Annotated in this window: 18 protein-coding genes; 13 read left to right on the top strand and 5 right to left on the bottom strand. The window is 50.7% G+C overall.

The features are described from left to right. Position 1: 1 nt before the first annotated feature. The 9 genes from recD to CVV44_13750 all read left to right on the top strand — a co-directional run bounded on the left by recD (position 2) and on the right by CVV44_13750 (position 10,878). Positions 2-1,789 carry an exodeoxyribonuclease V subunit alpha gene (recD, locus tag CVV44_13790; protein PKL37421.1) on the top strand — a complete coding sequence of 596 codons (1,788 nt, stop codon included), beginning with the start codon at positions 2-4 and terminating at the stop codon, positions 1,787-1,789. A gap of 112 nt (positions 1,790-1,901) precedes the next feature. Then, positions 1,902-4,253 (top strand): hypothetical protein, encoded by a 2,352-nt coding sequence (locus tag CVV44_13785; protein PKL37420.1) that lies wholly within the window; start codon positions 1,902-1,904, stop codon positions 4,251-4,253. A gap of 340 nt (positions 4,254-4,593) precedes the next feature. Continuing rightward, positions 4,594-6,807, top strand: coding sequence for a nitrate reductase (locus tag CVV44_13780; GenBank protein ID PKL37419.1), 2,214 nt, complete (start codon positions 4,594-4,596; stop codon positions 6,805-6,807). 23 nt (positions 6,808-6,830) lie between these two features. Next, positions 6,831-7,376: a tetrathionate reductase gene (locus tag CVV44_13775; GenBank protein ID PKL37851.1), complete on the top strand. Its 546-nt coding sequence runs from the start codon at positions 6,831-6,833 to the stop codon at positions 7,374-7,376. Between the two features lie 13 nt (positions 7,377-7,389). Next, positions 7,390-8,388 carry a nitrite reductase gene (locus CVV44_13770; GenBank protein ID PKL37418.1) on the top strand — a complete coding sequence of 333 codons (999 nt, stop codon included), beginning with the start codon at positions 7,390-7,392 and terminating at the stop codon, positions 8,386-8,388. 41 nt (positions 8,389-8,429) lie between these two features. After that, positions 8,430-8,942, top strand: a complete 513-nt coding sequence (locus CVV44_13765) for a hypothetical protein (GenBank protein ID PKL37417.1) — start codon at positions 8,430-8,432, stop codon at positions 8,940-8,942. A gap of 11 nt (positions 8,943-8,953) precedes the next feature. Then, entirely contained in the window at positions 8,954-9,556 is a 603-nt protein-coding gene (locus CVV44_13760; protein ID PKL37416.1) for a sulfurtransferase, read from the top strand. Positions 9,557-9,584: 28 nt separating this feature from the next. Continuing rightward, positions 9,585-10,220 (top strand): hypothetical protein, encoded by a 636-nt coding sequence (locus CVV44_13755; protein ID PKL37415.1) that lies wholly within the window; start codon positions 9,585-9,587, stop codon positions 10,218-10,220. Between the two features lie 166 nt (positions 10,221-10,386). Next, the gene (locus CVV44_13750) at positions 10,387-10,878 is read left to right on the top strand and encodes a MerR family transcriptional regulator (protein ID PKL37414.1); all 492 of its coding nucleotides are present in this window, start codon (positions 10,387-10,389) and stop codon (positions 10,876-10,878) included. 9 nt (positions 10,879-10,887) lie between these two features. On the opposite strand, the gene CVV44_13745 is transcribed toward CVV44_13750, so the two are convergent. The 4 genes from CVV44_13745 to CVV44_13730 all read right to left on the bottom strand — a co-directional run bounded on the left by CVV44_13745 (position 10,888) and on the right by CVV44_13730 (position 15,887). After that, the gene (locus tag CVV44_13745) at positions 10,888-11,334 is read right to left on the bottom strand and encodes a glutamyl-tRNA amidotransferase (GenBank protein PKL37413.1); all 447 of its coding nucleotides are present in this window, start codon (positions 11,332-11,334) and stop codon (positions 10,888-10,890) included. Positions 11,335-11,422: 88 nt separating this feature from the next. Further along, complete coding sequence (locus CVV44_13740) at positions 11,423-13,477, bottom strand: hypothetical protein (GenBank protein ID PKL37412.1); 2,055 nt, start codon at positions 13,475-13,477, stop codon at positions 11,423-11,425. Positions 13,478-13,686: 209 nt separating this feature from the next. Further along, positions 13,687-15,429, bottom strand: a complete 1,743-nt coding sequence (locus tag CVV44_13735; protein ID PKL37411.1) for an acetolactate synthase — start codon at positions 15,427-15,429, stop codon at positions 13,687-13,689. Positions 15,430-15,473: 44 nt separating this feature from the next. Then, complete coding sequence (locus CVV44_13730; GenBank protein PKL37410.1) at positions 15,474-15,887, bottom strand: thioesterase; 414 nt, start codon at positions 15,885-15,887, stop codon at positions 15,474-15,476. A 301-nt stretch (positions 15,888-16,188) separates the two neighbouring features. Here CVV44_13730 and CVV44_13725 point away from each other — a divergent pair, with 301 nt between their 5' ends. Beyond that, entirely contained in the window at positions 16,189-17,283 is a 1,095-nt protein-coding gene (locus CVV44_13725; protein ID PKL37409.1) for a hypothetical protein, read from the top strand. Here the strand turns inward: CVV44_13725 and lnt are convergent. Continuing rightward, the gene (gene lnt / locus CVV44_13720) at positions 17,252-18,835 is read right to left on the bottom strand and encodes an apolipoprotein N-acyltransferase (protein PKL37408.1); all 1,584 of its coding nucleotides are present in this window, start codon (positions 18,833-18,835) and stop codon (positions 17,252-17,254) included. The two genes, CVV44_13725 and lnt, sit on opposite strands and share 32 nt — an antisense overlap. A gap of 432 nt (positions 18,836-19,267) precedes the next feature. On the opposite strand from lnt, the gene CVV44_13715 reads away from it, so the two are divergent. From CVV44_13715 to CVV44_13705, 3 genes are all read left to right on the top strand, one after another. Further along, positions 19,268-21,244, top strand: a complete 1,977-nt coding sequence (locus CVV44_13715; GenBank protein PKL37407.1) for a hypothetical protein — start codon at positions 19,268-19,270, stop codon at positions 21,242-21,244. 49 nt (positions 21,245-21,293) lie between these two features. Continuing rightward, on the top strand, positions 21,294-22,895 hold the full coding sequence (locus CVV44_13710; protein ID PKL37406.1) for a hypothetical protein: 1,602 nt from the start codon (positions 21,294-21,296) through the stop codon (positions 22,893-22,895). Positions 22,896-22,973: 78 nt separating this feature from the next. Next, the gene (locus CVV44_13705) at positions 22,974-24,869 is read left to right on the top strand and encodes a hypothetical protein (GenBank protein ID PKL37405.1); all 1,896 of its coding nucleotides are present in this window, start codon (positions 22,974-22,976) and stop codon (positions 24,867-24,869) included. The last annotated feature ends 269 nt before the right edge of the window (positions 24,870-25,138 follow it).

Below are 25,138 nucleotides of genomic sequence, written 5' to 3'. Positions count from 1 at the left end.
CATGGAACAGGCATATTTACCGGCCCTTGCGGGCTCTTCGGCCTTCGATGATATTGACCGGCACCTGGCCCTTTTTATGGCGCGCCACTCTGAAAAACACGCGGACCTGGCGGGTCTGACGGCAGCGCTTCTGAGCAGGGAACTGTCCCGCGGACACGTGTGCATGGAACTCCGGGAGTTTGCCGGAAGGGCTGTTGATGACGATGATCCGGTCCTCTCCTCCATGGTGCTTCCCGATGCCGCCTTATGGGAGGCATGCCTGGCGGAGTCCGGCGCTGCCGCAGGCGATGACGGGTTTTTCCCCCTCGTGGTGGAGCGCGGCAGGGTGTACCTGCACCGCTACTGGACCTACGAAAAGATCATTGCCGGGGAGCTCCTCGGCCGTGTTGGAGCCGCAGATATAACAACGGGAGCCGGGGATGATGATCTTCCCGCCAGGCTCTTTCCCGATGACGGGGAGGGGAACCTTCAGTTCGAAGCAGCACGCATGGCCCTGGCGGGAAAGCTCTGTGTTATCTCCGGCGGTCCCGGAACGGGTAAGACTACTACCGTGGCGAAGATACTTTTTCTCATGCTTTGTGAAGATCCGGCGATGTCCATAGCTCTGGCGGCACCCACGGGCAAGGCGGCCGCACGCATGGCCGAGGCTGTTGATAAGGCGCGGTCGGTTATTGAAAATTTAATTTCCAGCGGCGGTACGGCGGGCAGAGGAGACATGTCCCGGGTACTGGAGGCATTTTCTTTAATTGAAGGAACCACGCTGCACCGTCTTCTTGGTTCGCGTCCCGGATCAATACATTTTCGTCACGGCAGGGAGAATCCCCTGCATCACGATGCCGTTATCATAGATGAGGCGTCCATGATCGATTCGGCCCTCATGGCAAAATTTCTCCAGGCACTGAAACCCGGTGCACGACTCATTCTTCTTGGAGACAGGGATCAGCTATCCTCCGTGGAAGCCGGTGCAGTGCTGGCCGACATCTGCGGCAGTGCCCTTGAACGCGAGGGGCTGCTGAAAAATAATGTAATACAGCTTTCCAGGAGCTGGCGTTTCGAGAAAAAAGCGGGGATTGGCAGGCTCAGCAGCGCCGTTCGTTCGGGCGTGACCGGTAAGGGGCTCATGAACATATTCCAGGAGTACGGGCCCCGTGAGGGAATCGCCTTCTACGATCTGCCTGGTGAAAGGGCCATGCGCGGGGCAATAATGAAACCGGTGCTGGAAAATTACGGCCGGTATATCAATGAACACGATGCCATGACCGCCCTTTCAATGCTGAACAGTTACCGCATACTCACACCGGTCAAAAGCGGTCCATGGGGGGTAGACGGACTGAACAGGCTTGTGGAGTCAATCCTGGAAGAGGCCGGACTCATCACCAGGGATGGCGCTTTTTACATCAACCGGCCGGTCATGGTTCGGGAAAATGACTACTCCATGGGCCTTTTTAACGGAGATATGGGGATTGTGCGCGAGGATGAATCGGGGCGGCGCAGGGTCTATTTTCCCTCCACGGTTCCCGGCCAGGCCAGGATTGTCATGCCTTCTTTGCTGCCGGCCCATGAAACGGTTTATGCCATGACGGTTCACAAAAGCCAGGGATCGGAGTTTGACCGGGTTCTCTTTGTCGTCCCCGGCAAAAATTATCCCATCATTACCCGGGAGCTCATCTATACGGCACTCACAAGGGCGCGAAATCTCATGGAGGTAATGGCTGACCGGGAAATCCTGTCTCTGGGAGTTTCCCGAAGAGTGTCCCGCGCATCAGGCCTTGCCGATCGCCTCGTCTAAAAAAGTATTGACTTTTCTTTATGCAGGCCCTCAAAATACTAAAATATGGTGACCGCAGCTGTGTTGCCTGTTCGCATTCTGGTATGTTTAACGGAGTGATTGAAGAGGACTGATGTTCGGGACTTCAAAAAATCTACAAAGGGAAATAGACGATCTTCGGGACCAGGTCCGGATTCTGAGCGCAGAGAATGAAAATCTCAAGGGGAATGTGGACTGGCTCATGGAAGTGTTGAACCAGAATATCCTCGGATATGTCATTGCCCAGGGGACTCCGCCGCGCATACTCTATGCAAATAAAGGAATTTCTCTCATAAGCGGATATTCCATAATGGAAATCCTCAACGCCGAGTCTCACGTGCTTGAAAATTTAATCCATCCCGAAGATCGGAAGATGTTTTTAGAACGATATTTTGCCCGCCTCAAAGGCGACACGGTCCCCTTGATGTACGAGATGCGGCTAATCTCCCGTGACGGAACGATCAAGTGGCTGCAGATCATGGCGGACAACATCAGCTTCAAGGGGCAGCCATCGGTGCTGGCATCCTTTGTTGATATTACCGTGAGAAAGGCCGTTGAAGATGCGTTGCGGCAGAGTGAAGAACAGCACCGACTTCTTTTTCATCAGTCTCCCGTGGGTATATTCTATTACGACAGGGATTTTATCATCACCCATTGTAATGACCGTTTTGTCGAGATGCTGAAATCGACCAGGGAAAAACTAACTAATTTTGACCTGAAATCGATTGTCGACAGAAGGATAGAACGCTGTATCCAGGCCCCGCTCAGCGGTGAAGAGGGATTATACGAAGGGCCTTATATATCAACCACGAGCGGCGCCACCATAATCATGTCGATGAAGACCGAGACCAGGTACGATGAACAGGGCGAGATCGCCGGGGGTGCCGGGATAATTGAGGATATTACGGCCAGGAAGGCCGCCGAAGACGCCCTCATCGAGAGTGAAAAGCGATTCCGCGAACTCATGGAAAAATCTCCTCTGGCCATGGTGGTTTTTGACAATAACGGCGATATCATTTTCAGGAACAGGCGCGTCATCGATCTGTTCGGCTATACCGAGGATGAAATCCCCACCATCGAGATCTGCTGGCAGAAGGTTTTTCCCGATGAAGAACAGCGGGAAACCGTGAAAAGGGGCGTGGCAGTTGCCCTTGAGAAAGCCGTGAAAGACGGGAAAGAGGTGAAGCCCCATGAGTGGAAAGTAACCTGTAAAAACGGGTATGTCCGCGATGTGGAATTCCGTATATTGCCCGTGGGCATATATCGGTTTGTCATAATGAATGACGTAACGCGGCAGAGAAAGACCGAGGACGAGATACTCAAGGCGAAAAAAATCGAATCCGTGGGAATCCTGGCAGGCGGTATCGCCCATGATTTCAATAATATTCTTACTGCTATTGTGGGCAATATATCACTGGCAAAACACAACGTGGATGGAAATGACCGCGCCATGGAAATACTGACCATGGCAGAAAGGGCTTCGTTCCGGGCAAAAGACCTGACCCAGCAGCTGTTGACTTTTTCACGGGGAGGGGCCCCGGTTAAGAAGGCCACCTCTATAGAAGGCCTTCTGAGGGACACCGTATCGTTCGTGCTTAGCGGTTCCAATATAAAATCGGAATTCGTCATCGACGCCGATCTCAGGAACGCCGATATCGACGAAGGGCAGATAAGCCAGGTGATACACAACCTGGTGCTGAACGCACGGCAGTCCATGCTCAATGAGGGTATTGTAAGGATAGAGGCGGAAAACTTTTATAATGACGGAGATACTATCCCCCTGATAAAAGGGAATTACCTGCGCATTGCCATAAAGGACCAGGGGATGGGCATCAATGAACACATTCTTCCCAATATCTTTGACCCTTTTTTCACCACCAGGGAAAAGGGGAGCGGCCTGGGGCTCTCCGTTACCTATTCAATTGTAAAAAGGCATGGCGGCTATATTGATGTTGAATCACAGGCGGGAAAAGAGACGGTCTTCACTGTGTACCTGCCTGCCACGTCATCGATGGCGGAAATGACCGTTTCCGAAGAAAGAAACACAAATAACGGCGGCGGAAGAATTCTGGTCATGGATGATGATGCAATGGTTCTCGATGTCTGCAGAAAAATGCTGCGACATCTTTCGTACCGTGTGTCCACGGCTGTGTCGGGCGACGAAGCCATAGAAAAATACAGGTCTGCGCTTGAGTCAGGAGAGCCCTTTGACTGCGTGATAATGGACCTGACTATTCCCGGCGGCATGGGTGGGGAAAAGGCGATACAAAAACTGAAAGAACTTGATCCCCGTGTCAGGGCCATTGTATCGAGCGGATATTCCAATGATCCGGTCATGTCGAAATACCTGGATTATGGTTTCCTGGGAGTGGCCACAAAGCCTTTCCGCCTCGAAGACCTGGAGAGCGTTATCAGCCGGGTCCTGGGTATGACGGTGAATAGTTAATGATCCTGTAAAGGGGTATTGTTGACAGTGAATTTGAGCAGAAGAAACTGATCTGAATTTCCATCCTGAGTCCTCAATCATTCTTTAATTTCCATTGAAATCAACTCTCTGCCGTCTGCACTGGCGGGAATGAACATATGCTCCATATTAATGCATGTAATTGTGTTGTTCTGTCCGTGGACAATATCCATGTGTTGCTCTCCCCATGAGGAAAAATATGTATTATGTTAAAAAAAAATATATTGACTAAAATCCATATAATCTATACTATATGATATAGATTATATGGTATTAAGCATCACTATAATATGAATCTAATGATATAGCTTACGGAGTTGCCATGGCAGGGAAAATAAACCGACGCGAGTTTATAAAAATTGCAGGTGCGGGTGTGGGCGGTCTGGCCGTTGCCGCCGGTGCCGGCAAGGTCATTTATGACTATGTCAGAGAGAATGGAAAACCCGACAGTATTACACGAACCCCAACATACTGTGAAATGTGCACGTATCAGTGTGCCGGATGGGCATACACTAAAAACGGAGTACCCTGGAAGCTTGTGGGCAATGAACTGGACGAGCATTGCTATGGCAGGCTTTGCACCAAGGGATCCGCAGGGTTCGGTGTATATGATGATCCTGACCGGCTGAAAACGCCTCTCATCAGAACCGAGGTACGGGGGCAGCAGGCCTTCCGTGAAGCGACCTGGGATGAAGCACTGGATTACATTGCCGATAAAATGAAAATCATTGCCGAAAAACATGGACCGGAAAGCGTGGCCCTTTTCAGTCATGGATCGGGTGGTAAATGGTTTAAAACACTGCTCAAGGCCTATGGTACAAACAGCTTTGCTGCGCCGTCCTATGCCAACTGCCGGGGGCCCCGCGAGGAGGGCTATATCATCACTTACGGTGAGCCCATTGATACACCGGAACGCACGGATATGAAAAACAGCAAATGCGTGGTCCTCCTGGGGTCGCATATCGGTGAAAATACCCACAGCCAGCAGGTGAATGAATTCACTTCTGCCATCGCGGCGGGTGCCACGGTGATTGTGGTCGATCCCCGTTTTTCCATTGCAGCGGGCAAGGCCCGATACTGGCTTCCCATAAAACCGGGTACAGACCTGGCACTGCTGCTGGCGTGGATTAACGTCATTATCGAGGAAAATCTATACGATGCCGACTATATTGCCCGTTACACCGTTGGTTTCGATGAATTGAAAAAGGCGGTAAAGAATAATACACCGGAGTGGGCCTATCCTGTTACCACGATCAAACCCGATATCATCCGCGAGACGGCACGCGAAATGGCCAAGAACGCACCGGCCACCTTACTGCATCCCGGACGTCATAACGTGTGGTACGGCGATGACACACAGCGTGTCAGGGCAGGAGCAATCCTGAACGCCCTGCTGGGAAGCTGGGGACGGAAGGGAGGTTTTTTCCTTCCCGAAAAGGCACATCTTGCCGAGTTTCCCGTGCCGGCCTTTCCCAAACCGAAAAAAACATTCAAGGATACGCATATCGGCGGCCAATTCGGGCTGGCAAACCTGGCCATATCGGACGGCGTATGCGACGCTACGATCCATTCCGTGAGAGATAATCACGGGAGTTTTTACGAGGCATGGTTCATCTACGGGTCAAACCTTCTCAAGGCGCTTCCCAATCCGGAGAAGACCATCAAGGCTCTTAAAGACCTGGAACTGGTCGTCGTGGTGGATATTCTGCCCACGGAAATTACCGGATGGGCCGATGTGGTGCTGCCCGATACAACTTACCTGGAGCGTTATGACGACATCAGGACTTCACAGGGGAGGACGCCCCAGATAGCGCTTCGCAGTCCCGTATTCGAACCGCGCTACAACTCGAAACCAGCCTGGTGGATAGCGAAGAATCTCGCCGATAAAATGGGACTCGGTGCTTACTTCCCCTGGAAAGACGTGGAAGAATATCTTGATTTCAAACTGAAAAAAGCCGGCTCGTCCCTCGAAGAGATGAAGAAGGTGGGTGTAAAGAATTTTGAAAGAGAAACACCGCTTTATATCGGCAAAGGCGAAAATTACCGGTTCTCCACGGACAGCGGAAAAGTAGAACTCTATTCAAAAACTATGGTGGATTATGGGCACGATCCGGTGCCGCAATTCACCAGGCATGATGAGCCTGAGAGCGGATATTTTCGTCTTCTCTATGGGCGGTCGCCCTCTCATTCCTTTGCCAGGACAACGAACAATCCGATTCTAACCCAGCTCGATCGTGAAAACGAGGTGTGGATTAACACCGCCGTGGCCCGGGAATGGGGTATTAAGCCAGGACAGTATGTCCGTCTTGTAAACCAGGACGGTGTGGAGAGCAACAGGGTGAGGGCGAAGGTTACGGAGAGAATACGGCCCGACTGCGTATATATGGTCCATGGTTTTGGCAGCACGCAGAAGCAGTTGAAAAAGGCCTACAACAAAGGGGCTGACGACCAGAGCCTCATGACCCGTGTCAAGGTTGATCCCATAATGGGCGGGCAGGCCATGCATGGAAATTTTGTGACTTTCAGGGTAGGTTGACAGGGGTGTCTGATATGAAAAAAATGAAAAAGAAATACGCAATGGTGATAGATACAAAGGTATGTGTGGGTTGCGGAGCCTGTGTTGTGGCATGCAAAACTGAAAACGAGGTCCCCGAGGGGCTTCATCGCGACTGGATAGTCGAGGAGATCACGGGTTCCTATCCCCACCTTTTCATGGAGGTTCGGTCCGAGCGCTGCAATCACTGTTCCGATGCTCCCTGTGTGAGCGCCTGTCCCACGGGGGCCAGCCATTACCGCGAGGACACGGAAAACCTGGTGCTGGTAACCCCGGGGAAATGCACGGGCTGCAAGGCCTGTATGGCGGCCTGTCCCTATGACGCCCGCTTCACCATGCCCGAGGGATATGCGAGTAAATGCACATTCTGCGAACACCGCCTGGATCAGGGACTTGATCCGGCATGCATGTCCGTATGTCCGGCTCACGCCATATTTTTCGGTGATCTGAACAATCCCGAAAGCACGGTTTCGCTGCTTTTGAAAAAACGTCAATACAGGGTGCTCATGCCGGAAGTGGGGACGGAGCCCAACATATATTACTTAACATGATGAAGAGGTCATAATGAAGGAGATTACCATCACAACGCAAAAAATGGCCGGCGCTCACGCCCAGGGATGGCAAATATGGGGATGGGAAATACCCGTATATCTTTTCCTTGGCGGCCTGACCGCCGGTATTATCGTCGTGGCGTCCTGGATGATACTGAAGAACAGGGGAAAGGAATATCCCGTGGCCACGAATAAAATAATGGTCCTGGCCCCCGTGCTTATCTCCCTGGGGATGGGCGCACTTTTTCTTGATCTGTCCCACAAACTTTATGTGTGGCGTTTTTATACAACTTTTCAGGTTACATCGGTCATGTCATGGGGCTCATGGATATTGGTGCTGGTGTATCCCGTGACGATCCTGCTGGTCCTGGCTACTTTTCGTGAGGGATTTCCCGCGGTGTACGGATGGGTGGAAGAAAGGATAAAACAGATCAGGGATGGCAGGTTTCTGCCCTGGTTTAAAGCGGTAGTGGATTTTGCCGAGACCAGGAAAAATATATTCGCGAAGGCGGGCATACCCATCGGCATCGGACTCGGCATTTATACGGGAATACTTCTCAGCGCCTTTGCGGCCAGGCCCATCTGGAACTCGGCAATACTGGGACCACTGTTCCTGGTGTCGGGGATGTCCACGGGAGTGGCCCTCATCGCTCTCCTCTCCCGTGATGATGAACGGCATTATTTTGCCAGGATGGATATGGGACTCATTGTAGTGGAATTGTTCATACTGTTTCTCTTTTTTATCGGGCAGCTCACGTCCGGGAAGGCCCAGCAGGAGGCCATTTCGCTTCTCCTGGGAGGCAGTATCATGACCCCCGTGTTCTGGATATTCGTTTTCACCCTGGGCCTGTTTCTTCCACTGGTATTCGAGTGGCTCGAGATGAAGGGGCGTGATATTCCAGCCGTACTTCCGCCCGTCATGGTGCTTTTCGGCGGTCTCATGCTTCGCTTTGTTCTGGTAAAGGTATGCTGTCTCTGGCGGGATATGTCCATTGATCAGCTGTTACGATAGAGTCATTTTTGCATAAAATAATATTTGGAGGAAAGGAATATATGCAGTCCAAAAAGTATATGTCGCCCTATATAGCCGGCGTACTTCTCGGCCTTGTTCTTCTCGGATCATTTTTCATTTCAGGACAGGGACTGGGAGCTTCCGGAGCAATGATGCGCGTCGTTGTGGCCGCCGAAAAGGCCGTTTCGCCGGAGCATGTGAATAATAATTCTCATCTCGCCCATTACGGCGGCGGGGATAAAAATCCCTTTGATAACTGGCTCGTCTTCGAAGTTCTGGGCGTGCTCGTGGGAGCCCTGATTTCCGGAGCGTTGGCGGGACGTATCAAAAAAGAAACAAACCGGGGACCACGCATAACGGATAAGCAACGCTGGATTTTTGCCGTTGTGGGAGGCTCTCTTTTCGGTTTCGGCGCTCGCCTGGCCCGGGGATGCACCAGTGGAGTCGCCCTTTCGGGCGGGGCCAGTCTTGCCCTGGGAAGCTGGGCAACCATGATGGCCATCTTCGCCGGAGCGTACCTCATGGCAATATTTGTTAAAAAACTCTGGACATAGGAGAAAAGGATATGTTTGCACCATTAGCGGTATTCGGCAATTGGAGTAACGGAATAAATTTTGTTTTTGCTTTTGTGATCGGCATCGGCTTCGGCTTCGCCCTGGAGAGCGGAGGTTTCGGTAATTCACGGAAGCTGGCCTGGCAATTCTATTTCAAGGACCTGACGGTTTTTAAAGTAATGTTTACGGCAATAATTACGGCCATGGCAGGGATTATATTTTTAGATGCCTTTGGATGGCTCGACGTGAACAGCATGCTGATCAATCCAACCTATCTTTGGTCCGGCATCGCCGGTGGCGTGATAATGGGTTTTGGCTTCGCCATCGGCGGATACTGTCCCGGCACATCTTTTGCCGGTCTTGCCACCCTGAAGGTTGATGCCGTTTTTTACCTGGCAGGGATATTTCTCGGCATGTTTGTCTTCGGCGAGATAGCCCCCTCCATCGATGCCTTTTACAGCGGTAAATACAGCGGGTTCATGGGGACCGTGACCATCTATGAATATTTAGGAGTCTCGGCGGGTGTTGTCGGATTTGTTGTTGTCCTCATCGCCCTGGGTGGTTTTTTCGGTGCGGAATGGGTTGAAAAGAAATACGGTGAAATAGTCGAATAGCGACGTAACGATTCAAAGAGGTAGAGATATGAAATTAAAACTAGAAAACAGGCAGATCGCGGTTTACACGGCTCTTATCCTGGCGGTGATCATGCTGTTCCTTCCCGGCTCCAGTAAAAATAAATATCGTTTCGAGCCCGAGGTGATGGCAAAAACGATAAATGAAAAAGGCGATCAGGTATCGCCGCAGGATCTGTCGCAGTGGATTATCGAAGGTAAAACCGATTATCAGCTCATCGATATTCGCAATTCCGAGGAATATGCGAAGGGAAACATTAAAACATCGGAAAATATCCCGCTGGAGAATCTTTTAAAACGAAGCACGATTGATACGGATCTCAGCGATTCGAAAATGATCATTCTCTATTCCAACGGCAATTCTCACGCCCACCAGGCATGGCTTGTGCTTAAGGCGGCCGGAAAGGATGCTTATGTTCTGGAAGGCGGATTCAATCACTGGGTCGCGGCCATACTCAATCCTGAACCGGCAAAGGATTCCTCTGATGATGAGATATTGAAGTATAATCTTGCCGCATCCATATCTTCATACTTCGGGGGTGGAAATGCGGTGAAATCAACGGACAATCCGGTGAAGAGCACTGACAGTAAAGGTAGCGGCGCGGTAAAACCGAAAAGCAAAAAGAAAAAACTGGAAGGCTGTTGAGACAAAGAGAGTTAAAGCGAGTCTCATGGTTAACCGCAATTATACCTTTCGGGCTTTTTTGCCGAAAGGTATTTGAATAAACGGAACAGTATATATATTGACTATTAGGGATGACTCTGTAAAACTGGCTGCGAAGAAGTAAGGTGTTTGAGAGACGGGATATAATATGGCAGTGGTGGATATAAAACAGGACAAAAACAAAGCAGCTGGCCGGGAAAGGTTCGAACGTGATTTTTATGAACCGGTCTACACCATTGGTGTGGCGGCGGCGAAACTGGGCGTCTCGGTCCATGCCCTGCGTCTTTACGAAGCCGAAGGCCTGCTGATTCCCTTTAAAACAGAAACGGGAAGAAGGCTCTATTCGGACCTGGAACTGGAGAAGACGCGGTGTATCAAAAAAATGATACAGGAAGAAGGCCTCAACTTCGAAGGAATCAGGAGAATCCTCGCCTTTGTGCCCTGCTGGAAGCTGAGAAAGTGCGGCTCCAGGAATGGAAGTGAATGTCCTGCCTATAATGTACGAACGCGTCCCTGCTGGGCCTCGAATGAAAAATGCCTCCATCCCTATCCCTCGTGCCGCGATTGTCCCGTGTACCGGGGTATAGTAAGCTGCGAGGATGTGCACGACCTCGTATATTCATCGTGCAGTAAAAAGTAGCCCGTTCTGTTATTCTCCCAGGCTCTCAGTGATGATTTTTTTCACCAGGACTCCATCGGCCTTGCCTTTAAGGTCCTTCATGGCCTGTCCCATGACACGGCCGAAATCCTTTTTAGTGACTCCGCCCATGGAAGCAACGAGGTCCGCGACATATTTTTTGATATCTTCTTCGGCCATCTGTTCCGGCAGATAGGCCTCGATGAGGGCCAGCTCCTGGGCCTCGCGGGAAGCCAGGTCCTCACGGTTTGCCTTCCGGTACTCCGTCATGGCCTCTTTCCTTTTTTTTGCAGCCCGGGCTATTACCTCGAGGATTTTTTCATCGGAAACGGTTTCTCCTGTTTTTGCTTTCTCGTAGGTGATATCGGTTTTCAGCATTTTCAGTGTGTCAGACCTGACCGTATCTCCGGCCTTGAGCGCCTCTTTCATTTCAGCTTCGATTTTTTCGAGAAGACTCATGGTAATCTCCTTGTTCTGGATTAGTGCGATGGCTGTGGCATAGGGGATTGGTTGAAAATTGTCAATACATTTACGGATTTTTCAGATACTATTCAATGCCTATAATGGTGATATCATCCCACTGGTTTTCATCATGTATCGATGAAAACACCTGTTGTAAAACTTCCTGGATGATGTTCCGGACCGGACGTTCAGAATGCCTGGTAACAATGCTTCTCAACTTCTCATCGCCGAAGGACGTGCTTTTCTGATTCATTTCCTCGATGAGACCGTCGGTAAAAAGAAGAATTTTAAATTTTTCCTCCAGGTCCAGTATCCTTTCATAACAATCAATGTTGTTAATGATTCCGATGGCTCTTCCCGTGCGCTGTATGTCCGTGATACACTTGCTCATTATAAGGTACTGGGGCATATGTCCCGCCGAGCAATAGGTGAGTTTATTCCTTGACCTGTTGATGTCAATGACCAGGCCGGTAAAAAATATCTCCAGGGATTTGTATTTAGTACAGAAGATTTCATTCAGTGAATATATTATAGTCCTGGGATCGGGGCTTTCTATTTTCAGCGGTTCATACTCGCTCTTGATAAGCATGGTGATGAGGGATGCGACGATTCCGTGGCCTGTTGCGTCGGCCAGAAGAATCCTGACGGTCCCATCGTCCAGTTCATGGATGTCGTAGATGTCGCCGCCTATTTCTATGAGAGGCATATACTCGACGCAGAAATGAAGACCGCCGATAACCTCCACAGGATCGGGAAGGATATTCATCTGAATTGTGCGCGCCAGCTGGAGGTCCTTTTTCATTTCCTCGTAAGTCATGTTAATCTGTTCATGGGCCTTTTTCAGTTCTTCGGTCCGTTCCAGGACCTTCTGTTCCAGCTGGACCGCCATAAGCCGCTGCGCCGTGTAGAGTTCGGCCTGAGACCTCTCGCGTTCCGTAATCAGCGTCCTCAGCTTGTCGGCGATCCCCAGGGAAAGGAGGAGGATCATGAGGGATCCGCCGAAATAATATCCCCAGACCGACAGGATGGTTCTTTCCATTATGCCGAAGGCGCGCATTATGTGGAGCATGATGGTGATAAAGAGAAAGAGCCATGAAAGGATATAGAAAAGTGCTTCGCGGCTTCCCTTTTTCAGCAGATACAGGGAGGTGCCCAGGAGGGCTATCATGGAAAGCGTGACCTGCACCGTGGACAACTGCGAGGCATAATAGTAATCAATGAAAAGCATGAGCAGGATATTCGCTCCGCCGGTGATCATCAGGGTCTTGAGGGCCCGATCGGGTATGGGTGCCTCCTTTTTCGTTTCGAGGAAGGTTCTGGCGAACTGGAGTGCCAGAATGGAAGCGACGAAAGCGATAACCGGGTTGCTGGAGTTTCCCCAGCCCGGACTGGCTGGCCACAGGTACTGGAAGGCCAGTCCGTTGTGAATCATGGTGTATACCGAAAAGGAAATCGTAAAGAGTGAAAGGAACAGATATACCCGCTGCCGGAGCCAGATGAAAATGACAATGTTGTAGGATATCATTGCCAGCATGAATCCGTAAAAGAACCAGAGAGTCTTAAATTCCCCGTATTTTGACGGATAGAACATTTCAGCCGCCCAGGCATTAAGCGAAACAATAAGGGAGCCCTTGGTTTTTACCCGCATGTAGATAGAGTGAGTCCCTTTTTCTGTTTTCACCGGTATTATGAAAGTCCTGTAATTAAAGGGGCGCAATGCAAAGGGAAGGGCGTCCCCCACGGTAACAGTTTTATACCCGTCGGCCGATGGAAGGTGGAAGTCGATAATATCCGTGAGAGGATATTCCCATTCCAGGTACCAGGAGACCGGGTCTTTGCTTTTATTAACAATACGAAGCCTGAACCAGTACGATGAATGGGAATAGCCGAATCCCGGTTTATGCCCCGTCATTTTTTTAAATTCTTTATCAAACGACGGTGTCTGCATATCTTCAAGGGTGAGATATCCCGAGGGATCGGCATAATATTCGAGAAAGGATGTCAGGGGGACCTTCTCGGCAATCCTGTCCACGGCCAGTATGGACTCCGGGATGGCGGCCGCCATGCCCGACAGTAGTACGGGCAGGATAAGACCGGCAAGGATTATTAAAAAATACCTTCGTTTGCTGAATGTGTGCATAGGTGCCTGATTTTTCTGAAGTAGGTACTTCAGATTGCAAAGAATAGAGCCATGCCTGCAGAAAAGCAATCATAATAAAAATTTTACTGATCCAGTTGACAGAGTGTTTTCTTCTATTAAAGTCTTTATCTGTATCCTGTGTGATTTCACTTCTGGAACTGCCTGCTTTGCAGGCATAAGAAACCCTGTTTTTAGAGGTTCCTTAAAAGCTACATCGAAACCGATCCTTTACGGAAATCCGTTGTTCCTGTAATGGCGTTGATAAGGACCGGCGTGCCCCGGTGCGCCATTTTGCGTGCACTGCTGAATACGGAATCGATTTTTTCCTTCCGGTCCAGCAGATACCCTTTCGCTCCGAATCCTTCAGCCACGAGATGATAATCGGAATGACGCAGCGATGTAGCCACGTCGTCATGAAGATACTCAACCTGGTCGCGGACGATCTGCGACCAGGCCGCGTCATTGCCGATAAGACCGATGACGGGCAGGCCGTGGCGGACAAAGGTGTCGAACTCCTGAAGGCTGTATCCTGCGGCTCCGTCGCCGTAAATGATCCAGATCTCTTTTTCGGGATGAACGCAACGGGCACCCATGGCGAATCCCGCTCCAACACCCAGCGTTCCGAATACGCCGGGATCAAGCCATGAAAGGGGATTGCGGGGATTAAGGATATATGCCGCCGAAGCTACGAAGTCACCGCCGTCGGCCACGATAATGGAATCGTCACTCAGAAATTCCTCCAGTCTTCTCAGCAGGAACAGCGGGTTGATCCCTTCTGTTTTTTTTCCTGAAAGGGAAACGATTTCCTTTTCTCTAATGGTGTCTTTCCTCTTCAGTTCGTCAAGCCAGGCCTGATGGTTCATGATATGAGAAGTGAACTGCGCCGCAAGTCCCAGGATAAAAAGAAACGGGTCGGAGTGAACCGCCAGGTTGGGCCTTCGGTTCAGGTACAGGTCTTGCCTGCTTCGGTTTACCGAAATGAGGCGGGCCTTCCGGTTAATGGACCGCCCGTAATCAAGCCGGAAGTCGCAGGGCATCCCGGCCAGGATGACGGTGTCGGCCTGCTGCAGCGCTTCCCTTCTGTGGTGATGGACCTGGACAGCGCTGTCGGTGCCCAGCAGTCCCCTGGCTGAACCGGTAAGAAAGACCGGTATTCCCATCGATTCAACGGCCGCTGCCAGGCGGGAAACCCCTGAAGGGTGCAGCATGGCCTGGCTTCCGATTATCATGACGGGACGCCGGGTCTTTTTGACGGCTTTATATGCTCTCAGGATTTTTCTTTCCGGCACCGGAAGAACGCGGGCCGGCAGATCGTGGGGGTGCATATCGGAGAAGTCACAGGCGAACATCGCATCGACATGGCGGTTCAGGTACCACGATAGGAGCCTGCTTTTCAGATCACCTTTATTTCCCGGCGTCGAGGCTTTGCCGTACCATTTCCTGACCAGTTCCGGGTCATAGAGAAGATCGATGGGACACTCAATAAAGACCGGGCCGGGAACGCCCGAGAGGGCAATCGTCATGGCTTTCTCCAGGACGGGGATGATATCACAGCTTCTCTTTAACGATACGGCCATTTTCGTCACGGTTTTGAAGAGCGACAACTGGTCAATATCCTGCAGGGAACCGCGGCCCTTGATGACTGTTGCAGCGGCTCCTCCCAGGAGGATGAGGGGCACCTGGGCCATGAGGGCGTTTTTGACCGCAGTGATGGTGTTGGTGACGCCGGGACCCGCTGTCACGACGGCCACGCCTGGTCTGCCTGTAAGCCGTGCCATGGCGTCGGCGGCGAAAACCGCGTTCACCTCGTGGCGCACATCAATGATAGTCAGTCCCTGTTTTTTGCATCCCACCAGGATCGGTGAGATGTGGCCTCCACAAAGGGTGAATACATGGGAAATTCCCTGATTTTTCAGGGTCATGGCAATGATATCGCCGCCGTTTAATCTCATCCTGGCTCTCCTTTTATACTATGCAGGATTAAGCGCAAAAAATTTCAGGAACTTTGCTGAACCGGTGACAGCACGTGATTTTCCAGGACAACGCAGGTGAAATCACCGGTAAAAATGATTTCATTTTCCCTGCGCACCGTGACCCTGGCGGTCTTTTTCCTGCCGTCTTCATCGATGATTTTTCCTTCGGCAATGAGCAGCTGTCCCGGCATGGCGGGTTTCAGGAACCTGCAACTGGATCCTGAGAGCACCACGAAGGGATGGTTCACCGCCAGCATGGCAGCATGGTCGGCCAGCCCGAAGATGAACCCTCCATGGACCAGACCCTTATTGTCAACGGCCATATCCTTGGTCGTTTTCATCTCTATGAGCGACTCTCCCGCCGATATCTTTTTAGGTGTTCCGCAGAGGTTGTGATTGATTGTCTTATGGGTTTCGATGTTGAGTGAATTGCTCATTGCCGTCTCCTTTTTTCAGGTAAAGTGGTGCGGTACAGCGTGACCGGGACTGCAGGAACCTGCCTGTGTCCGGTTTTAATGCCCTTTCCACCGTAGATTCAATAATCGCAACTATCATGCATAATTAAATATAAAAGGAAAGAAAAAACTTATTGTTTCAGGTATAAATTTTTATGTCTGAAACAGGCTCTGACCCCGATGAGGTGAATATCGGGTATTTGCACTGCCCGGGCAAAATTGTATTGATTAATTACCAGTATATGTACTATAAAGTATCAGGCATAATCCAAGGAGAAAGAGAATGAGCGTGAAAAATAAGCTTTTCTGCATGATAACAATCACTTTTATGATATACGGCTGTTCCAGTGCCGACAAGGATATGAAGAAATTGCAGGAGGGCAGCAAAAGCCTTTCCGGGTCCGATTTTCAGAAACGGGATTTTAGCGGTTTTGACCTGAGCAACGTAGTCATGGAAAGGGCCAACCTGAACGAGGCGCTGCTTAAAAAGACCAATCTGAGCAAAGCCTCGATAAATAAAAGCAGCTTCAGGGCAGCAAACCTGGAATCGGCAAACCTCACGGGAGCGATCTGCGAAGAGACAGACTTCCGGGACGCCAAGTGCGCCGGAGCCGACCTGAGTGCGGTAAAAATGGCGAATGCTGATCTAAGAAATGCCGATCTGCGTAATGTCACCTTCCGGGGGGCGGATCTGCGCGGTGCCCGTTTTTATGGATCGGATCTTACCGGCGCCGACTTTACCCGGGCTGACCTTAAAGGGGCCGATTTTATACGGGCCACGCTGAAAAAGGCCAAGTTCGAGGAAGCCCGGCTGATAGATGTGGATATGAGCGGGGCATTTATTATCGACGCCGATTTCAATAATGCCGAGATCAACGGTGTCAATTTTTTCGGCGCCGATTTGCGGGATTCAAGGCTGAAGAATGCCACTATTAGTAATACAAAATTTTATTTTTCCCGGCTTACCCGCGTGGACCTGGGCGGGAAGAAGATACCTCAGGCTCGCATGAACGGTGCCAATCTCAGCGGTGTTAATTTTGTCAATGCGTCTCTTTCTAACGCCGAAATGAACGGAGCGGAAATGAGCATGGTAAAACTTCGTGGAGCGGACCTGAGCGGGGCTAAAATCATCGGATCACGCCTGGAGGATGCCGATCTCAGCAATGCCAACCTTTCCGGCGTTGATTTCAGCGGTGCCGATCTCACCAACTGTGATCTGCGGGGGGCCAATCTTTCCGGCGCCGACCTGAGCAGCACCAATCTGCGCCAGGCCCGTCTCTATGGGGCCGTTCTTGACGGTACCAAGATCGACGCCAAGTATCGGGATTTTATCGTATCCCAGGGAGTCAAGAACGACCGGGTGATCTGGGTGCGGTAATTCTGTTCCTGAATATCACCCATGCGATTAGCACTATAAAGAATATCCGCATCAAAGTCGTAAAAAGGGCGGGATGCCTGGTATAGAAGGAACCACCGCTCTTTTCATTATAGGGGATCGATGCTATCCAACTGCCCCTTTCCCAGAAACCGTAACTGAACAGGACCCGGCCATCGGGTCCCGCCGCCATGGAGGGACCGTTGTTGACTACATGGATGACGGGAACCCTGTTCTCTACGGCCCGCAGTATTATCGAGGAATTCTGCTGGGCCGCTTCCGATCCACGGCCGTACCACCCGTCATTGCTTTGAACCGTGATTATCTTTCCCTGCGGGTCCTTCCCGAGGGAATCGGCTACAAAGGCGCTGAACTGTGTTTCGTAACAGATGAGGGGATCAATTTTCATGCCGCCGGCGTGGAAAGTCACGGGGCCCTTCCCGGGAGTCAGCGGCGGCGGCAGTTCCAGGCTTTGAATGATGGACCAGTCGTAGTTGACAAAAGGTATGTATTCGCCGAAGGGAACGATGAAGCGCTTGTCATAGCGGCCGCCGTAGGAGCCGTCATCCCTGATGAGGACGGAACTGTTCCGGTACAGTTTGCCCGTAGCGCCCAGGTCCCAGGGATAATCATGGAAGAGCAGGGGAATCCCCCAGTCGCGGACCTGTTTCATAAAGGCCAGTCGTACGGAAATATCCTCGAAATAGCCGTAAAAATTGCCTTCGGGCCAGATGATGAGGTCGGGTCTGTCCCCGATCAGTGCCTTGCTCAGGGCCATCTCCAGGGGATAGGTGGTACTGTAACCCTCTTCGGGAGGGAGTATGAAGAGCGATGACGGGCGGTTGGGCTGAACGATGCCAATTTTTTTCGTTTCCCCGGGGGTCAGAGCCTCCCGCCATGTATGCAGGGCATATATCCCGTAGCTGAACCAGACCATGAGAATAATGGCAGCCCCGGCCAGGATTATCCCCGGTGTTTTTAATTTTTTATGCCGGATGATGCTGTATATGAAGGCACTGCACAGGACAATTATATAATCCAGACCGTAGATGCCGGTGATATCAATGCCCTGCAGGGCTGTGATGAAGCCCGTTGTGCCGTTTCCCAGGTTGAAGAAAAACAGGGCCGGAAAGATGGTCCAGAGGCCCGTCATTATAATCGGGAAAATGACGATAACGGGCAGCGCCGTTTTCTTCCGCGCCCAGGTAAAAAGCGCCGCTGCAAGGCCGAAGAGCTGCCCATGATAGAAGCCATAGAGTATCCATATCAGGTAGTTCGCCGGTACAGGGGCTTCCATGTATATTTTGGTCACATGGCTCAGCCAGGGATAGGCACCACAAATACCGGCCCATCCCGTGATGAGGCCCAGCCAGTACGATTCCCGTACGGTTGTATCCTCCATGGCCATGAGAAGCGGAATAAATCCAATCCAGAGCAGGGGATAGATGTCATGGCTTGGAAAGGCCAGTACCATCAGTAGTGATGAGAAAAGCGCCAGGGGTACTTTTTTACGGAAAAATTTCATAAAAGTTCCTTCATGTAAGTTTTTTATCATTCCTTAAATAACATGTACCGGGGTCAGAGCCTCGACGATGTATGTGGGGTCAGAGCCTCTTTTGCAAGTGAAAAATGATATCGGTCTTGGGAAAAGCCCAAGTGGATTGGTTTTATGATAAAATCCTGATCAGATTCTGATATTATCCAAAAAAATAGGTTATATGTTCGTTAATGTAGTATTATTGGAGTTTCTGCGGTAAAAAATCTTGACAATTATGGAGAATGTATTATTTTATTAGCATTATACGTTATTATAGAATGAACCGGATTTAGTGATCGGAACAGGGCATTTCAAAAATGCCTTTTTTTAAAAGAGTGCATGAGACCGTCTGGACGGTTCTAGATATTAAAAAAATAATCAGTCTGGTTGTGGAAAATTGAAAATACAAAACATACTGAATTGCCGGTTTACATTTAGAATGGAGGTTCTATGAAGCTTATCAGGAAGTATTTAATGATTTATGCGGTATTATTTATTGCGGTTTTATCAGGCTGCGATGTGGAGACTGCAGGGGTTATGGTGGGAGACATGGATGATGGTCTGAGCTCAGACTATTTTATAACAAGTCTGACCGTAGATGCCCCTTCACTGTATAATGAAGATGATCCCAACGCAACGAAGCTTGCTCTGAAATATCCCTTCTCTCCAGGCGAATGGGAGAATGAACTTGATGTCCCAAACGGGATAAATACAATTACAGTAACTGCGGAGAAGAAGGATTCCTGGGCCAGGATATACCTGGGTGATCCCGATTTTGGAACCGAGCTGACAAACAGAGACCCCTCGGGACCTATCAGCCTTGAGGTGGGAGAGAATATAGTTATCATTACTGTCGTGGCTCAGGATGGGCAGGAACTGGCTTACACCATCCGAGTGAACCGGCATACGGCAGGGCATGCCGATGCTACGCTTTCTGAGCTCTCAATTAATGGAGCTGACCTGACGCCAGCTTTTGATCCTGCCGGCGGCAACAGGTCTTTTTCCGCGAGCGTTAACGAGGATAACATAGATGTAACGGCTTATGCATCCGCCGCCGGTGATGGAGCCGTTGTGGAACTGAGGGCCAATAGCGACGAGGTTGCCGACTGGAGCTCGATTCCTCTTGTTTCCGGTATGAATGTCATCGAGGCAATCTGTACCGCCGGTGACGGTGTGACCAGCGAGACCTATACCCTGAACGTGTTCAGACAGCAGGTCACCACAACGGCTGATCTTGTGGCCCTGTCGATTACAGGGACCTCTATTAACCCGGATTTTGATAAAGACACCACATTATACTCGGTATCTCTCAGCGCCTCCATGATCCCCGTGACTCTTGTGGTACAGGCCGAGTCCTCTTCGGCGACAGTCGCAGTGTCAGTCAACGGAACACCTGCTGCTGACCTGAGCGCGATCTCGCTCAACGAGGGCTATAATTCGATTTTAATCATGGTGGAAAATCCTGACAGCGGCACTATGAAGGATTATGAAATAACAGCGACTGTCAGCACCGCAAGCGCCAATGCTGATCTGAAGAGCCTCAGGGTGGGAATGGGCGCCATGAGCACCAGGCCTGTACATCCCGGTACGTTCAACCGCGGTGACGGCACGTATCATGATCCCAACTCTGTCCGGTTTACCAAGTCCATAACGGACTACGTGACGGTAATTTACGGTTTCAGCTCCATAACGGTCACGGCAGCGGTTGATGATTCGGCGGCTTCAGGCGTACAATTCGCCGCAGTAAGGTATTTCGGAACAGCCGGTGCCGCGGCAGGAGTCGTATCGACTCAGAATTATACGGGCGGCACTGCCACTGCGACCATTGATCTTGACGCAGGCTATGTGACCGTGGTGAGCATTACCGTAACAGCGGCCAGCGGAGCGACTAAGACATACAGGCTCTACGCCAAGCTGCTTAACACCGATGAATTCTACTGGGGTATATACGGGCCCTCTATGGATAATTCAAAGGAAACATGGACCAAGCCGCAGCCGGGGACATTTGATCGTGACGGTTACGTGTCTGGGCATGTCAACTGGGTGGTGACCACGGCTCCCGTGAGCACTATCACCCTCACCAATTACAATGATGGAAAACTGGGATACCTGTACAACGACGGCGGCATTGTTATAAACGGGGCGCATACGGCGGACCTGGAGAGCATTTTTGTCAAGGATGGCTGGGATTATACCCTGAATCCTCCCTTCCATGTCAGGACTGCGGCCGGTGAGAACGTGGCTGAACTGGATTACCATCTTAGGGTTGTCAACGCCGATCCGGCAGAGGATCCCGACTCCTATACAGGGATCAGGTATCTTGGAATAGAGGAATGGCACCTGCAGTATTACAGCTTTGCGGCAAACAGGCCATATCCGTTCGACAACGTCTACAACTGGTTTGAGCCCTGGAGTGACGGACAGTGACAGAGTGCTGTGTCCAGGACGGCATAAGGCCGTTCCGGGATATGATAAATTGAAAAAGGAAGATATTATAATGCCAAATTTTATCAAAAAAAGATTTTTTATGGCCGGAATAAGCCTGGCGCTTCTTCTCCAGGGAATGGCCGGTAACGCGTCCAAGCTCAACCAGGAGGACGGTGTGATGACCAACCATTCAACGGAGTATGTGAGGTCTCTGAACAGGAATACGTCAATTGATCCTGACGCGGCCTTTTATAACCCGGCGGGCCTGGCCTTCATGGCCCGGAACGGACTGTATATAAATTTTTCCAGCCAGACCTATCATGTGGAAAAAACTCACACCATGAATTACTATGCTATTGATAATGAGAATTCCGGGCTGATGGGTCCTGAACCAACAATGAATACTTTACCTTCATGGAAGGGAAACCTGCCTGATGAATACGGTGCCAGACTTACCGCTCCCGTTCTGCCGGGATTCGATGTAGTATGGAAGCAGGACAACTGGGCCGCCTATCTTGATATCGCTGTTATGCAGGCCGCAACGGACATGACCTTCGGAGATGGCCTTGCCGTGCTTGATTGGGGCATACTTCTGGGCAAATATACAGGTTTAACCAATGCTAGCAATGATAATGTCATGTACCAGTGTTCGAGGGATGCCGAGGCGGTAAGAAATGAGATGTACATCGGGGCTACCCTGGGCGGGGCGTACAAGCTGCTGAACTGGCTCTCGGCCGGGGGAGGGTTCAGGGTGATATACGCTACGGGTAACATGTCGGTCAAGGTCACAGATACAAGTTATATTATCTATGATCCAGTTGGCGCGGGAACCGGGCTTTCACAAGAAGATGGCGATGACTGGGACATCGATACCGATACAAAGGGAATCGGCTACGGCATTATCCTGGGGACGCACTTCAGGCCCGAAGCCCTGGTCCCGGCCCTGAAAGGACTGGACGCAGCGCTAAGGCTGGAGTACTACCTGCCCATGGAGCTGAAAAAGAAAACGAACAGCCTCATGGCTCCCGCCACGGTGGAGTCAAGCGGCAATATCGATATATTCAAGGACGGCACATCAAATCACGATTTCAATGGCGGCACCGGCTATGCGCACGGCAATGGAACGAAAAACCTGAAAGTTACCTACGCGCCCACGGTCAACCTGGGACTATCCTACCTGCTCTTTGACTGGCTCAAGCTTCTCTCTTCGGCGCAGGTCTCCTTCCGCCAGCTGCGCGACCTAGATGGCAGGGAAAAGGACTACAATATGGGCTTCCAGGCTGGGGGCGGTGTGGAATTCATCCTCAGTCCGCAGATAACCCTCAGCACAGGGTATCTCTATAACGACTTCGGCATCAAGCCCGAAAAGCGCGACGAGGCCGACATGCTGCTCAGTTCACATACGATCGGTGCGGGAGCGAAATTCAGCGTAAATGAGCGACTGGATATCAACATCGGCGCTTTTTATCAGTATTTCCAAGAGGCGACAACTTATTACGTTCTGTATGTCAAAGTGACCGATGGAACAAACAGCTACATGAACAAGACTTTCAAGGAGAGCAGGTACAGTGTTTCCATAGGCGTGACATACAGGATGTTCGGCGGTGATTCGGGAACTGACAGCGAAGCCGGAAAGAAAACGATTTTTTAGAAGAAAATAGAGACAAATAAGGATCAGGGGCAGATGAACCTTGTCTGCACTGCGATTTGAAAGTTTTTAAAGGAGCGCATGAATATGAAACTGAAAAGTTTTTTTAAATCTCTCTTGATAACCGGTTTCCTGGCGTTTGTTCTGTCCGCCTGCGGCACCGATACTGTTACAAGCTCGGATGCCGGGGATGGAACGCCTCTTGTTGCGCCATCCAGTGTCAGTGCAACGCAGGGGACTCTGGAAGACAGCGTTCTCTTAAACTGGGACGCTGTTGAAGGAGCCCGGTACTACGTGATATACAAAGCAATTGAAACGCCTGAATCGTTCAAGGCCATTGCCAGCGCTGTAACCGGCCTTTCATACAGCGATACGCCCGTAAGTTCGGGGAGGACTTTCTATTACAGAGTAGCGGCCGCCAGAGGATCTATATGGGGCGCTCCCAGTGCCGAGGTAATGGGTTTTGCCTTGAAGGGTGCACCGATGTCTCCGGAATCGGTGAGTATTCCCGTAAACGAAATAGGACAGATCACCCTGAACTGGGATGGTGTAATAAACGCTGATTCCTATAATGTTTACCGGTGCAACGTAAAGTACGGAACCTACGCGAAGATTAACGCAGCGGATATTACGGAAACGTCATTCACCGATACAACGGTTGATCCCGACGTTAAGTACTACTATAAAGTGGTGCCTGTCAATGAGTATGGTGAAGGCGCGCAGAGCGAAATAATCTCAGGATCCGCGCTGCAGCAGGTGCCGGTCTGGCCGGGAACACCGGTATTATCCGCCACAGACGCCACCTTCGGTGAGAAGGTCAGGATTACCTGGACTGAAGCGGACTATGCCGCGTCATACACCATCATGAGAGCCCCCGATGAGGGCGGTTTCGCCGGCGAGTATTCCATGATCGCCGAAAACGTCACCGGGCTTGTCTATGAGGACAAGGATACGACAATAGAAGACATGACTCCATACTATTACAGGGTAATCGCCCTCAGTTCCGGCGGCCAGAGCGATAGCGGGCTTTCGGAAACGGGATCCGTCGACAGAAGCATACCTGCCGAGTTGAATCCACCGACGACTGTAAGAGCTTCCAGGGGAATGACCAATGTAATCACCATTACCTGGAGCGAAGTAGGAGGCGCAAACGGCGGTTATACGATTTACAGGAGCACCTCCAGCACTTTCACATCTCCGGTAATAGTCGCCGACAAGATATCTCCCGCTGTAGTAGAGGGGAATGTTGCCTATGATGATACGTCCATGGCGCCGGTATCTGACCGGACGACATTTTTCTATAAGATTACTGCCTGGAGTACGTCGGGTGTAAATGAAATGGAAAGCGCCATGAATGCTACGGCAGCGGAAGGGTATGCTAATCCCGATGTTCCCGGAGTGCCTGGAAACCTGGTAAGTTCCATGGATTATAATGCCGGGACAATAACTGTTTCATGGTCCGCTGCCGATTCCTGGACGAAGCGGTACACTATTTATCGGTCCGATAATGGCATCGATGGTGATTACAACCTGATCAGTGAAAACCAGACCGGGACCAGCATGACTGAGGAACTGGCCGTTAACGAAGGGACCATCGAGGCGGGAGTTGAATACTTTTACCAAGTAAGAGCGGTCAATGATATAGGATCGAGCGCATTGAGTGACGGCAGGTCAGCCACGTTCACGCTCAGGGTGCCGACAAACCTGGCCGTTGATTCTAGCTATAACTGGGACTGGTACGCGACATACACCTACACGGTCACCTGGACAGCTGTCAAGGGGGCCACTGCATACCAGGTTGAGTATTATCGCCAGGACGTCTGGAATGTCATAGATGTGGCCGGTGGGAATACCGCTACGCTGACTTTTAACAGCCCCAATTACGGCGGTGGCAGCTACCCGGTCAGGATACGTGCCGTCAATACGACACCGGATCCTGTTGTATACGGCGGATATTCGGCACAAGTTCAACCGTAGTAGCATATTCAAAAATTGCATAAAGAAAAGGCTGCCCATCAGGGCAGCTTTTTTTGTACTTCTTAGTTACACGATTTAGGTGTAGGAAGTGTCTCAGTAGCACGACAGGATAGTTTTTAAAATAAGAACAGTAGCTCTGACCCCTCAGTGAAAAGGAACAACCACAAAGGGGTCAGAGCCTATTTCTTTAAAAAAAATGCTCTGACCCCTTTCTTTTAAACAAATTATATTCAATCCCCACACTGCTCCTTCGTTTTATTAATAAACGA

The organism is Spirochaetae bacterium HGW-Spirochaetae-1, assembly GCA_002839375.1.
In the GTDB taxonomy this organism is placed as follows: Bacteria; Spirochaetota; UBA4802; order UBA4802; family UBA5550; genus PGXY01.
The sequence above is the reverse complement of the archived record's forward strand: the minus strand, read 5'-3'. Positions and strand labels throughout refer to the sequence as shown.

Coding starts and splice junctions, on each gene's coding strand:
- CVV44_13715 (PKL37407.1), top strand. CDS start 19,268: ATGAAGCTTATCAGGAAGTATTTAATGATTTATGCGGTATTATTTATT.
- CVV44_13730 (PKL37410.1), bottom strand. CDS start 15,887: ATGAGCAATTCACTCAACATCGAAACCCATAAGACAATCAATCACAAC.
- recD (PKL37421.1), top strand. CDS start 2: ATGGAACAGGCATATTTACCGGCCCTTGCGGGCTCTTCGGCCTTCGAT.
- CVV44_13775 (PKL37851.1), top strand. CDS start 6,831: ATGAAAAAGAAATACGCAATGGTGATAGATACAAAGGTATGTGTGGGT.
- CVV44_13705 (PKL37405.1), top strand. CDS start 22,974: ATGAATATGAAACTGAAAAGTTTTTTTAAATCTCTCTTGATAACCGGT.
- CVV44_13770 (PKL37418.1), top strand. CDS start 7,390: ATGAAGGAGATTACCATCACAACGCAAAAAATGGCCGGCGCTCACGCC.
- CVV44_13750 (PKL37414.1), top strand. CDS start 10,387: ATGGCAGTGGTGGATATAAAACAGGACAAAAACAAAGCAGCTGGCCGG.
- CVV44_13745 (PKL37413.1), bottom strand. CDS start 11,334: ATGAGTCTTCTCGAAAAAATCGAAGCTGAAATGAAAGAGGCGCTCAAG.
- CVV44_13765 (PKL37417.1), top strand. CDS start 8,430: ATGCAGTCCAAAAAGTATATGTCGCCCTATATAGCCGGCGTACTTCTC.
- CVV44_13735 (PKL37411.1), bottom strand. CDS start 15,429: ATGAGATTAAACGGCGGCGATATCATTGCCATGACCCTGAAAAATCAG.
- lnt (PKL37408.1), bottom strand. CDS start 18,835: ATGATAAAAAACTTACATGAAGGAACTTTTATGAAATTTTTCCGTAAA.
- CVV44_13755 (PKL37415.1), top strand. CDS start 9,585: ATGAAATTAAAACTAGAAAACAGGCAGATCGCGGTTTACACGGCTCTT.
- CVV44_13760 (PKL37416.1), top strand. CDS start 8,954: ATGTTTGCACCATTAGCGGTATTCGGCAATTGGAGTAACGGAATAAAT.
- CVV44_13785 (PKL37420.1), top strand. CDS start 1,902: ATGTTCGGGACTTCAAAAAATCTACAAAGGGAAATAGACGATCTTCGG.
- CVV44_13780 (PKL37419.1), top strand. CDS start 4,594: ATGGCAGGGAAAATAAACCGACGCGAGTTTATAAAAATTGCAGGTGCG.
- CVV44_13725 (PKL37409.1), top strand. CDS start 16,189: ATGAGCGTGAAAAATAAGCTTTTCTGCATGATAACAATCACTTTTATG.
- CVV44_13740 (PKL37412.1), bottom strand. CDS start 13,477: ATGCACACATTCAGCAAACGAAGGTATTTTTTAATAATCCTTGCCGGT.